Origin of the sequence: Geomicrobium sp. JCM 19037 (genome assembly GCF_000698105.1) — a bacterium.
Classification (GTDB): domain Bacteria; phylum Bacillota; class Bacilli; order Bacillales; family Marinococcaceae; genus Geomicrobium_A.
This window is the reverse complement of record NZ_BAWZ01000001.1, coordinates 40,232-56,372: the sequence shown is the minus strand read 5'-3', so window position 1 is coordinate 56,372 and position 16,141 is coordinate 40,232. Positions and strand designations below refer to the sequence as shown.

9 protein-coding genes, 1 other RNA gene and 4 pseudogenes are annotated in these 16,141 nt (G+C 45.3%); 2 read left to right on the top strand and 12 right to left on the bottom strand.

All coding sequences use genetic code 11. The annotated features are described in order from the left end of the window. Positions 1–11 precede the first annotated feature (11 nt). Positions 12–2,454: pseudogene (gene parC / locus JCM19037_RS00230) on the bottom strand (DNA topoisomerase IV subunit A). Between the two features lies 1 nt (position 2,455). Then, positions 2,456–4,420 (bottom strand): annotated as a pseudogene (parE, locus tag JCM19037_RS00225) (DNA topoisomerase IV subunit B). Between the two features lie 303 nt (positions 4,421–4,723). Between parE and JCM19037_RS00220 the strand changes: the two are divergent. Both JCM19037_RS00220 and JCM19037_RS00215 read left to right on the top strand, forming a co-directional pair. Then, entirely contained in the window at positions 4,724–5,500 is a 777-nt protein-coding gene (locus tag JCM19037_RS00220; RefSeq protein WP_042396616.1) for a gluconate 2-dehydrogenase subunit 3 family protein, read from the top strand. Positions 5,501–5,535: 35 nt separating this feature from the next. Next, a pseudogene (locus JCM19037_RS00215) lies at positions 5,536–7,252 on the top strand (GMC family oxidoreductase). A 47-nt stretch (positions 7,253–7,299) separates the two neighbouring features. On the opposite strand, the gene JCM19037_RS00210 reads toward JCM19037_RS00215, so the two are convergent. From JCM19037_RS00210 to JCM19037_RS21660, 10 genes and pseudogenes are all read right to left on the bottom strand, one after another. Then, positions 7,300–7,713 carry a CoA-binding protein gene (locus tag JCM19037_RS00210; protein WP_042396930.1) on the bottom strand — a complete coding sequence of 138 codons (414 nt, stop codon included), beginning with the start codon at positions 7,711–7,713 and terminating at the stop codon, positions 7,300–7,302. 356 nt (positions 7,714–8,069) lie between these two features. Then, positions 8,070–9,197: a class I SAM-dependent RNA methyltransferase gene (locus JCM19037_RS00200; RefSeq protein WP_042396612.1), complete on the bottom strand. Its 1,128-nt coding sequence runs from the start codon at positions 9,195–9,197 to the stop codon at positions 8,070–8,072. Positions 9,198–9,299: 102 nt separating this feature from the next. Beyond that, positions 9,300–9,678, bottom strand: an RNA gene (rnpB, locus tag JCM19037_RS23805) — RNase P RNA component class B. A 54-nt stretch (positions 9,679–9,732) separates the two neighbouring features. After that, on the bottom strand, positions 9,733–10,146 hold the full coding sequence (locus JCM19037_RS00195; protein ID WP_042396610.1) for a ribonuclease HI family protein: 414 nt from the start codon (positions 10,144–10,146) through the stop codon (positions 9,733–9,735). Beyond that, positions 10,139–10,489, bottom strand: a complete 351-nt coding sequence (gene gpsB / locus JCM19037_RS00190) for a cell division regulator GpsB (protein WP_042396608.1) — start codon at positions 10,487–10,489, stop codon at positions 10,139–10,141. Before gpsB ends, JCM19037_RS00195 begins: the two co-directional genes overlap by 8 nt. Positions 10,490–10,655: 166 nt before the next feature. Further along, the gene (locus tag JCM19037_RS00185) at positions 10,656–11,024 is read right to left on the bottom strand and encodes a CotD family spore coat protein (protein WP_042396606.1); all 369 of its coding nucleotides are present in this window, start codon (positions 11,022–11,024) and stop codon (positions 10,656–10,658) included. Between the two features lie 873 nt (positions 11,025–11,897). Continuing rightward, positions 11,898–12,341 (bottom strand): hypothetical protein, encoded by a 444-nt coding sequence (locus JCM19037_RS21665; RefSeq protein ID WP_152548870.1) that lies wholly within the window; start codon positions 12,339–12,341, stop codon positions 11,898–11,900. Continuing rightward, positions 12,302–13,120, bottom strand: coding sequence for a ribonuclease H-like domain-containing protein (locus tag JCM19037_RS00180; protein WP_052363372.1), 819 nt, complete (start codon positions 13,118–13,120; stop codon positions 12,302–12,304). Before JCM19037_RS00180 ends, JCM19037_RS21665 begins: the two co-directional genes overlap by 40 nt. 14 nt (positions 13,121–13,134) lie before the next feature. Then, positions 13,135–15,388: pseudogene (locus JCM19037_RS00175) on the bottom strand (DEAD/DEAH box helicase). 63 nt (positions 15,389–15,451) lie between these two features. Next, complete coding sequence (locus JCM19037_RS21660; protein ID WP_238544472.1) at positions 15,452–16,042, bottom strand: aminotransferase class IV; 591 nt, start codon at positions 16,040–16,042, stop codon at positions 15,452–15,454. Positions 16,043–16,141 lie beyond the last annotated feature (99 nt).

Here is a 16,141-nt window from a genome sequence, read left to right as displayed (position 1 = left end):
TCCGTTCTATATTATTCTTCTTTCGTCAGTTCATGATGAATATATGGCCAAACGTCGACGACTTCTCCATTTGCTTCTGTATCCACCAAATAAGAACCTGTCTGATAGCGGTCATAATCTTTAGTTGGTAAGTCGGCAATCTTCAACATGTCGTTCTTGTCGGTAAATACCATCACTTCGTGAAGCTCATCTGTATTCGGATACACACCTACCGTCGTGTGTGGGCTTTTCTTCAATTCTCTTAACATCGTGAGACCCCGTTTGGCTCGGTTTGCAACTGGGAATTCACTCACTTTCATTCGCTTTACCGCCCCGCGTTGCGTCATGAGTAGTACGTGACGAAGCGATTGCTCAAGAAATGTGAATGCAGAAACGACACAATCATCTTCTTTAAGGGACATTCCTTTTACACCTGAAGCACGCTGGCCGACAACATTTACATCTGATTCCTTATATCTGAGTCCATAACCTTTTTGCGTAAACATCATTACCTCATGCGTGCCATCGGTTTGCGAGACATGAACGACTCGATCATCACCTTTTAGCTTAATCGCAATGAGTGCTCGAGCAAATCGCTGAGACTGATACTCACTTAGTAGGGACCGCTTTGCCATCCCATTTTTTGTGAAAAACAATAAATAGTGATCGTCTTTAAACTCGGAAATCGGCATCGCCCGAACAATTCGATCGTCAGCGGCCACATTGGCAAGGTTTGCGATATGCTGACCGGTATCTTTCCACCGAATGTCTGGAATTTGATGCACAGGGATATACATGTATTGTCCTTTTTCCGTAAAGATGAGCAACGTTTCCGTCGTGTTCATCTCTTTAAAAAACTGCAAGTCATCAGTATCTTTCATCCGGGCCGTTCGCCGTTGGATGCAGTGAAAGATCGCACACTTGTTCGTTTTATATACCCTTCACGACTGACCGTAACAATGACGTCTTCTTGTGGAATCATCGTTTGCATATCAATCTTTAACTCTTCAACTGCAGCTTGCACAATGGTTCGTCGCTCATCTTTAAAGGTCTTTTGAATTTGTTTCAATTCTTTCTTGATTGTCTGGATGAGCTTCTTCGGATTCTCTATGATTTGTCGGAGTTGTTCAATTGTCTCCTGTAGTTTTGCTGCTTCCTCTTGTAACGTTTGAATATCCGTGTTCGTCAAGCGGTACAGTTGCAAGTTCACAATCGCTTCTGATTGTGGTTCGCTAAACCCAAAGCGCTCCATAATGTTCTCTTTTGCATCGCGTTTGTCTTTAGACTGGCGAATAAGTGCAATCAGTTCATCCAATACACTAATTGCCTTAATCAACCCTTCAACGATATGCGCACGGTTTTGTGCTTGATTAAGATCGTGCTGGCTACGATTTAACACGACTTGTTTTTGATGATCCAAAAAAGATACGAGAAGCGCTTTTAAGCCCATCAACTTAGGCGTTTTTTCTGATATGGCTACCATGTTGAAATTATAGTTCACTTGCAAATCAGTATGCTTGTATAAGTAATGCAAAATGCTTTTTGCATCGGCTTCCTTTTTCAGCTCCACAACAATTCGAAGTCCTGTTCGATCCGTATCGTCACGAACTTCAGCAATGCCATCGATTTTTTTGTCAAACCGAATTTCATCCATACGCTTGACGAGCTCGCCTTAACAATTTCATATGGAATCTCGGTAATGACAAGTTGCTCTTTCCCGCCACGTAACGACTCAACGTCTACTTTCGCACGGAGAATAACTTTGCCTTTACCTGTTTCATATGCTTGTTTTAACCCTGCTGTTCCTTGAATGGTTCCACCACCAGGGAAGTCAGGACCTTTGATGACAGTCATCAAGTCGTCGACAGTCGCAGTCGGTTGGTCCAAAACAAGCATCGCACCGTCAATCACTTCGGCGAGGTTGTGCGGAGGAATGTCTGTTGCATACCCTGATGATATTCCGGTTGAACCGTTTACGAGTAAATTCGGGAAATGACCCGGCAAAACAACCGGCTCTTCTTCGGTGTCATCGAAGTTTGGAATGTACTGCACCGTATCTTTTTGAATATCGCGAAGCATCTCTTCTGCTAAAGCCGACAACCGCGCCTCGGTGTACCGCATTGCAGCAGGTGGATCTCCGTCAATTGAGCCATTGTTTCCGTGCATGGAGACAAGTGCATTGCGTATCTTCCATGATTGGCTCATTCTCACCAGTGCTTCGTACACTGAAGAATCCCCGTGGGGATGATAGTTACCAATGACGTTCCCGACGGTTTTCGCAGCTTTTCTAAAAGGTTTGTCAGAGAGGTTGTTGTCCCGTAACATCGCGTAAAGAATTCTTCTTTGCACCGGTTTTAGTCCATCTCTTGCGTCGGGAAGCGCTCGTTCTTGAATGATATATTTACTGTATCTTCCAAACCGATCACCTAGCACTTCCTCAAGGGGCAAGTCTAAATACTTTTCCGCTTCATGCACCTTAGTCATCCTCCTCTGACATTAACATTTCATTATCGAGGATATTCGTTTCCTCATTCAACCCAAACGCAACATGGGATTCAATCCACTTGCGGCGTGGTTCTACTTTGTCGCCCATTAGCGTGGACACACGCTTATCTGCCCGAGCGATGTCTTCAATGCTTACTCGAACGAGCGTACGCGTTTCTGGTCCATCGTCGTTTCCCATAGTTGAGAGGCATTCATTTCTCCAAGACCTTTGTAGCGCTGGATCGTATACCCTTTGCCGACAGACTGAATCGCTTTTTTCAGTCCTTCCTCGTCCCAAGCATATTCGAGCTTTTGTTTCTTTCCTGTTCCTTTTTCAACTTTGTAAAGCGGCGGCAGAGCAATAAACACTTTGCCTGCTTCGACGAGCGGCCGCATGTACCGATAGAAAAACGTGAGCAACAATACTTGAATATGAGCGCCGTCTGTATCTGCATCGGTCATGATAATCACTTTATCGTAATTGCTGTCTTCCAATGAAAAGTCTGTACCCGCACCCGCGCCAATGCTGTAGATGATCGTACGAATTTCTTCGTTTTTCATAATGTCATCGAGCTTTGCTCGCTCGGTATTAATGACCTTTCCACGAAGAGGCAAGACGCTTGGAACTTTCGATCCCGCCCTTGTTTAGCAGAGCCTCCAGCAGAATCCCCTTCTACAAGGTACAGTTCATTTCTCTCGGGATTTCTTGATTGCGCTGGGGTAAGTTTGCCACTGAGAAGTGCATCCTTGCGGCTATTTTTCTTCCCACTACGAGCTTCTTCTCGCGCTTTCCGTGCGGCTTCGCGCACTTCTTGGGCTTTAATTGCTTTCTTTATGAGCTGCGTGCTAAGTTTTGGATTTTCTTCAAAGAAATACACGAGCTTCTCAGACAGCAGTTGATCGACGCTCGCTCTTGCTTCCGGCGTCCCGAGTTTACTCTTCGTTTGGCCTTCAAACTGCAATAGCGCTTCGGGAATATGTATCGACAGCACGGCAGTAAGGCCCTCGCGGATATCATTCCCATCCAAGTTCTTATCCTTTTGCTTAAGAAGTTGCAACTTTCTCGCATGCTCATTCACAGCACGAGTGAACGCCGCTTTCATTCCAAATTCATGCGTTCCTCCGTCGCGTGTGCGAACATGATTGACAAATGACAATATATTTTCGGTGTAAGCATCGTTAAACTGAAACGCAAAGTTAATTTCAATGCTTTGGTGATTTCCAGAAAAAGAAGCAACTGGATGAAGCGCGTCCTTATCTTCGTTTAAATATTCAACAAAGGCATCAATGCCCGTTTCGTATTGATACGTTTCTTCCACTTCTTTGCCTGCGCGTTCATCTTTTAACGAGATCGCAGTTCCACCGAGGAGAAACGCACTTTCGCGAAGGCGTTCAGACAACGATTCAAATTGGTAGTTCGTCGTTTGAAACATTTGGTCATCAGGCTTAAAATGCACCGTCGTTCCTGTTTTCTTCGTGTTGCCGATCTTCTCTAACGTCGTTTTTGGAATGCCACCGTTAACAAACTGCTGACGGTAGGAATGGCCATCTCGGTGAATCGTTAGCGTAAGGGATGAGGAGAGCGCATTGACGACTGAAGCACCGACGCCGTGAAGTCCCCCACTTGTTTGATAGCCGCCTTGTCCGAATTTACCCCCGGCATGCAGCACGGTCATAATACTTCCGGGGTCGGACGACCCGTTCGGTGCATGCCTACAGGCATACCTCTGCCTTCGTCGTGAACTGTAATGCTATCATCGGAGTGGATGGTTACACCGATACGCTTTCCATACCCTGCCATTGCTTCATCAACGGCATTGTCTACAATTTCATATACGAGATGATGAAGTCCGCGTGTGTCTGTGCTACCGATATACATTCCCGGTCGCTTACGTACTGCTTCCAAACCTTCGAGTACTTGGATCGCATCATCATTATATTCAAGTGTCTTGTTCATATCTTGACTCACGAATCTATGAGGCCCCTTTCCAATCCAACATGAATAAAAAACTGTTTTGGCAGCTGGCGATTCGCGCCACAATGCCTCATCTACTCTCTATACAATACATGCTAAGAACGTATGTTTTCAAGCTCTATTTCATATCACACCTGTTTTTCCGTCCGAAAGTCGGTCGATTTTTTTTTTGGCATTTTTTATCTTTTGTGTTCGAAATGATACTTTTTTGAGTAAATTTACCCATAACTGGGCAAAAGTAAAAAGGCAATTGTGTAGACTTCCAAACATAAAGGAGTGATTAAAATGGCTGAAGAGCAAAACAATGACACGAAAACCGATGGCGTTACCCGAAGAGACTTCTTAAAAAACAGTGGTCTTGTCGTTGGCGGGGTCGTCGGGGGTGGCCTTTTAGGTGGCCTCATCACCAACACATTTATGGATGATGGACAATCTGTATCCCCTACCGCCGATAACGGTGATGATCCCCAAGATGCAGAACAATTAACGAAAGCGCGGATGTTCTTTAAGCGAGCGGAAGATTTCCGGGTGCTAAGTGCAGCTGTGGAAAGGATTTTTCCAGAGGACGATATCGGCCCTGGAGCGATTTCATTGGCCATTCCTTATTTCATTGATAAGCAATTGGCAGGTGAGTATGGCTTTAATTCCCGAGAATACATGGAAGGGCCTTTCTTTGAAGGCGCGCCTACTCAAGGCCCACAAACAGGCATGCGAAGAAGAGAAGTGTTCCTGTACGGTGTATCCAAACTGCAAGAAATGGCACAGAGTGAGCATGACGAATCCTTTTTTGATTTAGAAGGAGAAGCCCAAGACGAGATCCTCGGCGCTTTTGAGCAAGGAGACGTTGACATGACTGGCGTCACTTCAGATGCTTTCTTTGCGATGCTTCGCTCCTCTACATTGGAAGGCGCTTACTCAGACCCAGTGTACGGTGGAAACTTAAACATGGACGGTTGGAGAATGAAACAGTATCCAGGTGGGCAAATGGCGTTCTTTGACGTCATTGAGTCTGAAGAGTTCGTAGAAATGGAACCTGTAAGTTTACACGCACATCATACGTAAACAAGCGTTGTTCTTGTGATGATCTGAAAGGAAAGGTGAACGATTATGCAACAGAATTGCCAAGAAAACAAGTCGCCGTCGTTGGCGTCGGTTGGTCTGGAGGCATCATCGCTTCAGAACTAGCTAAAGCTGGGGTTGAATGTATTGGATTGGAGCGTGGTAGCGAGCGCAAAATCAATGATTTCATCATGCAAAAAGATGAACTGCGCTACGCGGTCCGTTATGAACTGATGCAAGACCTTTCGAAAGAAACGTTAAGTTTTAGAAATGACCAAGATATGCGAGCACTTCCAATGCGTCAGATGGGTTCGTTTCTTCTAGGAACAGACCTCGGGGGCGCAGGGATTCATTGGAATGGCCAATGCCCAAGGTTTTTCCCTTATGATTTTGAAATTCGTTCGCAAACGATTGACCGTTACGGTGAAGACCGAATTCCAGAAGACATGAGCTTACAAGACTGGGGAATCTCTTATGAGGAAATTGAAGAGCATTTCGCACACTTTGACGATACGATTGGCACGTCAGGTGAAGATAATGAAATGACCGCTGAACGCTCGAGTGAATTCCCTACACCGCCGATGAAAAAAACACCATCGATTCGGCTTTTTCACGAAGCTGCGGAGAACTTAGGCTCCACCCATATATGAGTGCTTCCGCCAACCTTTCTGAATCCTATACGAATCCAGATGGCAAGACGATTAACCAATGCATGTACTGTTCATTTTGTGAGCGATTTGGTTGTGATTATCAAGCGAAATCCGATCCACTCATAACCGTTATTCCTACAGCTGTGGAAACGGGGAATTTTGAGATTCGCACGCATGCGAATGTGCGCTCAGTCTCTTATGACGGAGAGCGGACGGACGGTGTGTATTTCGTTGATACTCGTACAGGAGAAGAATTCTTTCAACCTGCTGATCTTGTGATTTTGACTACTTATGTGATGAACAATACGCGTTTGCTGTTGCAATCAGGTATAGGAGAACCGTATGATCCAGACACAAACACGGGTGTGATCGGGAAAAATTACTGCTATCAAATTATGGCCAGTGCCCAAGGGTTCTTTGACCAGCAGTTTAATTTGTACGCTGGTGCAGGTGCGCTCGGTGGGCAAGTTGATGATTATAATGCGGACAACTTTGACCATTCCGACCTTGATTTCCTTCACGGCGGAACGATTCAACTCACCCAAACGGGGATTCGTCCGATCAGTACGAACCCCGTGCCTCCAGGTACACCGAATTGGGGGAGTGAATTCAAGCAAGCTCCGCTCACCACTTTTATCGCACGTTATCGCTCGGCTCACAAGGAGCTAGCCTTCCGTATCGATACAACTATTTAGATTTAGATCCGACCTACACAGATGCGCTCGGAGACCCGCTTCTGCGCATGACGTATAACTTTACGGAACAAGACCGCAATCTCGCTGCTCATCAAACGGCTAGACTTGAAGAGATTATGCAAGAGATGGGCGCAAATGAAGTGGCTTCGAATCCAGACATTGGCGACTACAACATTATGCCTTATCAAACAACCCATAACACCGGAGGAGTCATTATGGGCGCGGAGCCAGAAACGTCTGCGGTGAACAATTACTTGCAAATGTGGGATTGTGAAAACTTGTTTGTTGTCGGTGCTTCAGCGTTCCCTCACAACAGTGGTTACAACCCAACTCCAACAGTTGGGGCGCTTTCTTACCGAGCAGCCGAAGGCATTTTGCAGTATTTAGATAATCCAGGTCCATTAGTTTAATTGAATTTTAAAACGAAAGCGCCGTTAACGTTGGCGCTTTCCGTTTTTTATACGGTAATGCTATGCTCCACTTTGATGCAGCGATCCATTACGACGTCCATGCCGTGATCTTTCGTAATTTGATAACCTTCTTCACTCACAACGTCAAGCTGCGTCCAAAATACCTTTGCATTCACACGAACCGCCTCTTTGGCGATCTCAGTCACAAATTCACTTCGTCGAAATACGTTCACAATATCAATCGGTCCATCAATGTCTTCGAGTGAATCAACCGCTTTTACGCCTAATGCTTCCTCAATCATCGGATTGACTGGAATGATTTCATACCCAGCGTCTTGCATCGCCAGGGACACACTGTTGGACGTTCGGTACGGATCATCAGACAAACCGACAACCGCAATCCGTTTTGCATTCTTTAGAATTCGACCGATCTCTTCTCTTGAAGGGTTTTCCATTTTCACATGAATCATCCTCTCTCCTATGTGCAATCGTTCTTACTCGTAACCTTACATGATTTCTTGACCGTTGTCAGAAACAAAGAACTGCCGCATTCAGCTGTAGCGGCAGTTCTTCTTATTAAGCTGATAGTTCATCGCTTGGTCGTACCGGATGTTGGCAGCCAAAAGCGCTTGATCTATGTTTTTTTCTTTGATCCTCTGAAAGTTGTGATTCAACAACAGCTTGTTCGACGTGCAACATTGCATGTTGAATTCGTGAAAATATCGAGTAATCAACACAATCAGCGTATATAAGTCATGTCCCCTTCCAAAAAAACATGTGACCAGTATACGCCGAAAGGATGGAACTTATTCCTCGTTTAACGTTTTCTTTTTGCCCAGTATTGATAATAGTCGGTTTTAATGTTGCCATTATAAAGCTTTCTTTTTTTCGTAGCATCTGCTCCATATAGTGATTCAAATTGTTCGTTTGCCGTGAGCACATATACAGACCAGTCATCATACGCTTCCCGTACGCGAGTTCCCAATTGACTGTAGATCTTTTGGACTGCTTTTTCATCTTCTAGTCTTGTCCCATAAGGCGGGTTCATGACGAGCACCCCTCTTCCGTCAATCGCTGGAAGCTGATCAACGGCTGATCGTGAGAAACGGATCTCCGGGACGTGAGCCAACTCCGCATTGTTCTCACTAAGTTTAACCATCTCAGGGTCTTTATCAAATCCATAGATATGGACGTCTCGATCATTAATCTTCTCTTTCGCCTTCGCTCGTGCCTCACTCCACGCTTGCTCTGGTACCCATGACCACTGCTCGGATGCGAAATTTCGGTAAAGCCCTGGCGCAATGTTTTTTGCCATGAGTGCAGCTTCAATCGGAATCGTGCCTGAGCCACAAAACGGATCAACAAGCACTTGGTCATATCGCCAATTGGTTAGCTTAATTAAAGCAGCGGCTAATGTTTCTTTTAGTGGAGCCATGCTGTGTAAATAGCGATAACCTCGTTTATGAAGACCTTCTCCTGACGTATCAATCGTAAGTGTGGCTTCGTCCTTTAAAAGAGCCACTTCAATTTTAAACTGCGGACCTTCTTCTTGAAACCAGTCTTGGTTGTACGTTTGTTTCAGCCGTTCCACGATCGCCTTTTTTACGATTCGTTGGCAATCTGAAATACTAAACAACGTGGACTTAACCGAGCGGCCGTCAACAGGGAATTCTCCATATACTGGGATAAACTCTTCCCAAGGCATTGCTTTCGTCTGCTCGAACAAGTCGTCAAACGTGTCGGTATGAAACTTTCCAATCACAAGCTTCACACGATCTGACGTCCGCAACCATAAGTTGGCTTCAATCATGGCTTCAATTGGACCTTCAAACATGACCTTGCCATTTTCAACTTCTGTATCATAACCGAGCGCTTGAATTTCTTTGGCAACAATGCTCTCTAAACCCATCGTTGCGGTTGCAATATACGTATAAGTTTTAGACATAGCTAGAACCTTCTTCCTTAAACAGTTTCTCATCTACATTATCACGGGTGGATGGTTAAAGTAAAAAAACCCCGAATACGGGGTCCTTCAGAGGCTGGAGGGCTCGATAAGCCATGTTCTGTATCGCCGTGCTGCGGCTATTCACCTCACATGACGATGGCAATCATCTATCTGCGGCTACAAGCCGCCTTCTTCTAACGTTTCCGTTACAGAAATGCCCCTACCATATTTTTGGGTTTCTCACTCGCGGGGTTTACCTCGTTCCACTCTTCTCGTTTCCGAGAAGACTACGTCACTGTGGCACTTTCAGATGGTCGACCGTATACCCAAAGAGGATACGTAGGTGTTCCAATCGCCGTCAGTATATAATACTGCCTTGACTTATGGTTTCGTCAAGCACGAACACTACAGCCATTTCAGGCTGTGTGAGCATGGACTTTCCTCTCTGCTCCTTTAAGAAGCAGAGCGATTGCCTGAGCCCAATCCAGCGTATGCGCAAGCTGTATTATATCGCGAATGGCAGAAATGTGCAATGCTACGTTTCGAGTTGTTTATGAATAGCTTGTTTCGCTAGATGGTCTGCCTCTTTATTCCTTGCATTAGAGATCCAGGAGACAATGAATAAACGAAACTCGATGCTCAGTAGCAAAATATCATGCAAGTAAGGCTTATACACTTGGTTTTTCACCTTGCCATCATGAACAGATTGGTCGACGAGTTGTGAATCTGTAAAAAACCGTGCATGCGTATATCCACGTGAAATCGCAAGGTCCATCCCTGCCTTTAACGCCGCAAACTCTGCTGCATGAATGTGCGTCAGGTGACTCGGTAGACTAAACCGTTCGACGTCTCCACTCGGATGTTTCAAGAAAACACCGAGCCCACATTTTCCTGGGTCCCCAGCACAAGCAGCATCAACATATACGTGCACAACCTCATCATTACTCACTTAGTTTCTTTCCAAATACTTCTTTCTCCAGGTTCGATAACCGTTTCAAAATATCATAGTTTGTTGTACCTGAAGCATTGTTTACTGACGGTTCCGCTGCTTGCGTTCGTTCTGTTTGAGCAGGTGCATTGCGTTGACTGCGTTGTACTGTTGTAGATGACTGCATTTTACGAAGTTGATCCACTTCTTTTTCAAGCTTAATAATATGTTCCTGAAATAGCTCATAGTCTTGGATAATATGATCCAAAAACTGGTCCACTTCTTCTTTGTTGTACCCTTTCATGCTCGTCTTAAAGTCTTTATCCAAAATTTTCTTTGCATCTAATTGTGCATTGGCCGGCATGATCCTCACCCCACGCATTTAATCTCTTGCATCTTCTATCCATTTATTTTTTCAGAATACCGATGAAAAGTCAATTTATTACATCGTAAATCCCCCGTAATACCTAAAAAGAAAAACACCGGTAAATGCTCTATACCGGTGTTTTTGCCTATATGGTTGTCCTTACTTACCAAGGGCGATGGCCGCAGCCTTTTCCTTTATGGTGATGACCACCCATATGGCCATTCCCGTTCATCATTTGTCCGCCAACCATTCCATTACCAGGTCCACAATCGTACTGCTCTGTTTCACACTCATATAAGTTCTCATTCGTGTGAGGATGGCTGTGAACATGCTTATACACATCTTTATGAACGTGCGTATGGTGCGATGGGTGCACCTCCGGAATAATATACTCTTGGTTGCTAAATGATGTGTCACACTTCGTTGGGTGAACTACAGCTGGTAATACGATGGGTTGGTTGTTGCACCCATTCCCATTGCCATTCCAATTTCCATAACCGCCAAAGTTGCCTTTACCACAATGTCTGCTCATGAATCTTCCTCCTTTTCTGTAAGCTTAGTGTTACTATATGAAAAAGATTGAGCAAGCGTTATCGTGCAAGCACCTATTTTCAAGGGAATGGGTATAAATCTATGCAGCAATCGACAAGAACTAACAAGCCCGCATGGAGAAACTGAACGATTCTTGTTCGTTTTTAGGTTACCGTGCGCTTGCCCGGGAAATAATCGCTTGGCAATATTTCCCGCCTGCAAACGTAAACCGGAACCGCTTAAGAAGCAAACTGGCTTGAACGCTCCAGAGTGCTAAACGTGGCCTCAACGGATCTATATAGAATAAACGTAACATTTTCCTACTTGCGAAGTTTGTTGTTGTTTTCCACTGCAGGCGGATGCTTTTACTCCAGAGCACAGGGGCAACATCGGTGATCAAAGATCGACCACCGTGTTTTCTTTATACTTCAGAGCACAAGGCGACATTACCTCGGCACTTCGGTGTGTGGAAAGAAGTCCTAATACCCATATATTCATATACGTGACAATTGAGAAAGAAAAACATCATTTTAAACGTGGATGCGCGCATAAAAGGAATCGACGGTCACAAATCGGGATCTATGTGACCGTTGAGGGTCGAAGGTGTACGGTTTAAAGGCTGGATTGTCACATAAGTGCCAGGTGGTGACCATTGGTCACGTCTTTTTACCATTCAGTAAACGTCTTCAGTGTTGGCCACAACCCTTGCAATAACAAACACCGATCGACATCGGAGTGAGATTTACTTCAACAGACGATCGGTAGGCGTTCGCCCGTAAAGGTCGATCTCGGTTATCGGATTCAGTGAAATTCTTTCGTTCAACTTATCTAGCGCCCCCCCTGCCGGCATGAAATTCTACAGAGATGACACCCATTATCCAAGTGGGTATATCTGTGAACATTTCCCTTTTAAACGACGAATCCGATGCTCCCACGCTGCTTTTTCTTTAGCTGGCTCATGCTCACACCAAAGAAGGCCTTGGTATGCAACACGAAGCGCATCGTCGTACTGTTTCTTTTTGTGTTCATACCACATGGAAAGTACACGGGCTGCTTCGATTTTCTGGATAGAGTCAGCGGTATACAACTGTTCGTAGAGCTTGATACTCTCTTCCTCATTGACATGTTTTCGTAGCAAGCGCGCACGTTCGACGACGGCCTCATTCCCATAACCTTTATCTACAAGAGAGGTGAATTGGTGTAGCGCTAAGCGCCACTCTCCTTGCTGTTTCCACCACCGAGCGATTTCAAATGCCTCATCTAATGTTTTTCCACCGCCTAGCACCCGGTCTGACAACTCGAGGTACAGCGTGAACAACGACTTGATGTCTTGTTCATTATGTTCAAACACACCAATAAGGTGGGTCGGGTCCGCTGTTTGTAAATATCTTGATAATACATCGGCGCCAAGTAACCCGGTGTATCTTCCTCTCTGCCCATTTGTAGAATTTCCTCTTCTACGACACTAAGCTGACACGAGGGCAATTGATGTTTGAACAGTCGCCTCGCTGCGTGCAACAGATCAAAGTGACCAAACTCAGGAAGTCGAGGAAGCTCGTGTCTAAGCATCGTATGTCGCATTCTCACTTGTGGCCAATCAAATGCTTTGCCGTTATATGTTACTAAGGCATCCAGATGGTGAACTTGTTTTAAAAAGTAATCATAAAAAGCGACTTCGTTCTCTGGACCTGGCAACAAATATTGGTCAATAACCATTTGGTTACCCACAATTCTACCTGTACCAATCATAAAAATCATATTGCCTGCACCGTGGCTAAGACCTGTCGTTTCGGTATCTAAAAACAACAAATCACTTGGCTCGGTATGATCCTTAGGTTTAAGAGGGTGCTGGTGAACAGACAAGTTTGACCAGTCGCTAAACACATGTGAAAAAGATAATGTATCCCTTTCGGCTACTCCGAGTGGATACGTGTTTTGTCGGTGAATGACCGTCCCTTGATCGGTGTCAATTACGCTACACTGCAGATCATGCCACTGCTTCGTTTCTAACGGTTGATGGTTTGGCGGAGCTTCCGTCTGAACAGTCTCTGTCTGTAAATGCGGCTTCATACGTGCCAATTTCTTTTTAAAATTCATGTTGTTCCACAACCTTACTCTATGAGTGTCGCAAGCCAACGGTTGACATCTTGCTTGAGTCCTTCGTGTTCGCCTGAACCTAAACAAGACGGACACCCATGCGCACATGGACACTGTTCACTCAGCAGAAGGCAGCGGTGAAGAATTTCATCCATTCGCTGATACACTTTTTCTGAAAGTCCAATCCCACCAGGGTAATGGTCATATAAGAAGATGGCTGGCAGCTCGGAATGATCGGCTTTAATTTGTACGGCTGTGTGCAAATCACTACGGTCACTCATTGTCATAACCGCTCCCAAATGATGAAGCATCGTGCTCAGTGCTACAAGCATATGCTCAAACCGATTTTTGCCGAACTGGAGAAGTGCGGATTCATCGAAATCTAGCCAAACGCCAGACGTATGCAACTCTTCTTGAGGAAGATGAATCGGCCCAGAACCGATATTTTCGTAAGTCGATAGTTTCATTTTCTTGAATATTGAAGGCATGATCGTGACAGCTACGTCGCCAAAAGATCGGCGATAGTGGGCGCGGGCAACCGCTTCGTCTTCTTCAATCACAAACAGCTTGACATTAAGGTTCGCATCTGTGAAATACTCGACGTCCACGTGTTTCACATAAGCCTTCTTCTCTTCCCAATCCAATTCCTCGACTTGAAATTGTTCACCTTGGTGTAGGTAAATCGCTTCTTCATGCAAGAGCGTCATCGCACTAAAACGATCCATTTCCCCGATGACCGCTGTTTTACCTTGCTCAGATTGATCAATGATCACAATGTTCTCTTGAGAAGCAGATCGAAGACTTATATTGTGGGCGGGAAACGCTTGACTCATCCAGTACCATTTATCTCTTCGCAAATGAACAATTTGCTGATCTTTTAAATAGTCCATAATGTCATTAATTGGCACGCCTCCGTACTCATCGTCAACATGGAATGGCAGCTCGTATGCTGCACATTTCGCATGATCCATCAAAATGAGTACGTTGTTCGGTTCAATTCGCGCTTCCTCTGCCGGAGAATCAAGCACGTACGCTGGATGATTCATCACGTACTGATCGATCGGTGTGGAGCCAGCCACCACAATAACAAGCGACTCATCTTGGCGTCTTCCTGCACGTCCGGCCTGTTGCCATAGACTAGACACAGAGCCAGGATACCCTGTGAGTATACACACTTGGAGTTGCCCGATATCCATGCCTAGCTCCAATGCATTTGTACTCACCACCCGCGCACTTCTCCATTTCTTAATCCTCGTTCAATTGCTCTACGCTCACTTGGCAAATAGCCACCGCGATACGCCCGAATCGAAGCCGGCCCCCACTCTTTTTGCATCATCGATTGAAGGTCGCTATAGATGACTTCTACTCGAACACGGCTTTTGGCAAACACAATGAGTTGCGCCCTTGCTTCGAGCGTTCTTCTTGCCAACTGCCGCACCTTTTTAGAAGCACTCTGACGAATGTTTAATGCTTTGTTTACGACAGGCGGGTTGTAAAAAGCGATGTGTTTTTTCCCTGTGGGTGCTCCGTTGTTGTTAATCAACGAGAATGATTGTTCAGTGAGTCGCTCCGCAAGTTCTTTCGGATTTTTTATTGTTGCAGACGTGCAAATAAATTGCGGGCGACTGCCGTAGTATTGGGCCAGTCGTACGAGACGTCGGATGACATTCGCTACATGACTACCAAACACTCCACGATACATGTGAAGTTCATCAATCACGATGTACTTTAGCTTTTCAAACAGAGATACCCACTTCGTATGATGAGGCAAAATGGACGTGTGCAACATATCTGGGTTGTCATGACCACATGTCCAGCTTGTCGGATCTTTTGTCTGATTGCAGGTGCAGTATCACCGTCATACGTATAGCTGTTCACATCCATACCCGAGTCCTCAATCCATTCTGCGAGTTCACTTTTTTGATCTTGTGCGAGAGCCTTCGTCGGAAATAAGTAGAGCGCTCTCAATTCAGGGTCTTGAGCAATGGATTGAAGTACTGGTAAATTGTAGCAGAGCGTTTTGCCAGATGCTGTTGGAGTGACGGTTACAATATTTGATCCTGCCGTTGTCGCATCGATTGCATCACGTTGATGTGTGTATAAGGATTCAATACCTTTACGTTCCATAGCTTTAATGATCCGCTCGTCCAAATTAGGCAAAGGGGCATGCCTTGCTTCTTGAGGTGGGATCGTGTGCCAATGCACCACATGCTCGTCTTCTTTTAACTGAGCAATCAGTTGCTCAAGGTTCGGTTTTTCAAAAAGCATTTGATCTCCCCCTTTCATTCCATACCGTCAGTATAACACGCACGAACATTCGTTTGCATCACTTTAAGATAACCGCACCTTCACCCATTCACGTACACTATTAATAAGCCATAACTCATCGGCGAACGAAACGTCATCCACGGTCAGCACTTGTTCTTCAATCGTCCCTTGTTGTAATAAATGTCGACGGAAAACACCAGGCAAACACCCCGATTCCAACGGAGGTGTGACGTATTTCCCATTCACTTTGGCAACGACATTGCCGATTGTAAATTCGGTCACTTCATTTTCATCATTGTATAAAAGCACATCAAACACATTTGGAAGACGTCTCTCTTCATACACGCTGCGCAACGTCGTTTTATGGCGTAAAAACAGGTCACCGCGGTGGACAGGTCGGGTTCCCCAGCCGACACGTTCGACTGTCCGTATGCCCGAGTGTTCAATCCGGTGATGAGATATCGACCATTCACCGGTCGGTCCAACAACTAACCGGACTTTGTAGGTCGTTGAGTGATCGAGCGATTCTGCGTATTCCAACAGCGCCATTTTTATATTGTCTTCGTCAAGCGACCGTAAAAATGTCATTTGAGACTCGGCAAGCCGCTCGAGATGTTCGTTCAAACGAGCATACCGACCTTCTTTTAACAACATGCTTTCAAGCAGTGAGAAGTTCGATTTCACTTGCTCCACAACGTTCGTTTTAAGCAAAGCCTCCGCATACTCCCCCTCCGCCGTTGAATCGATCGTTAC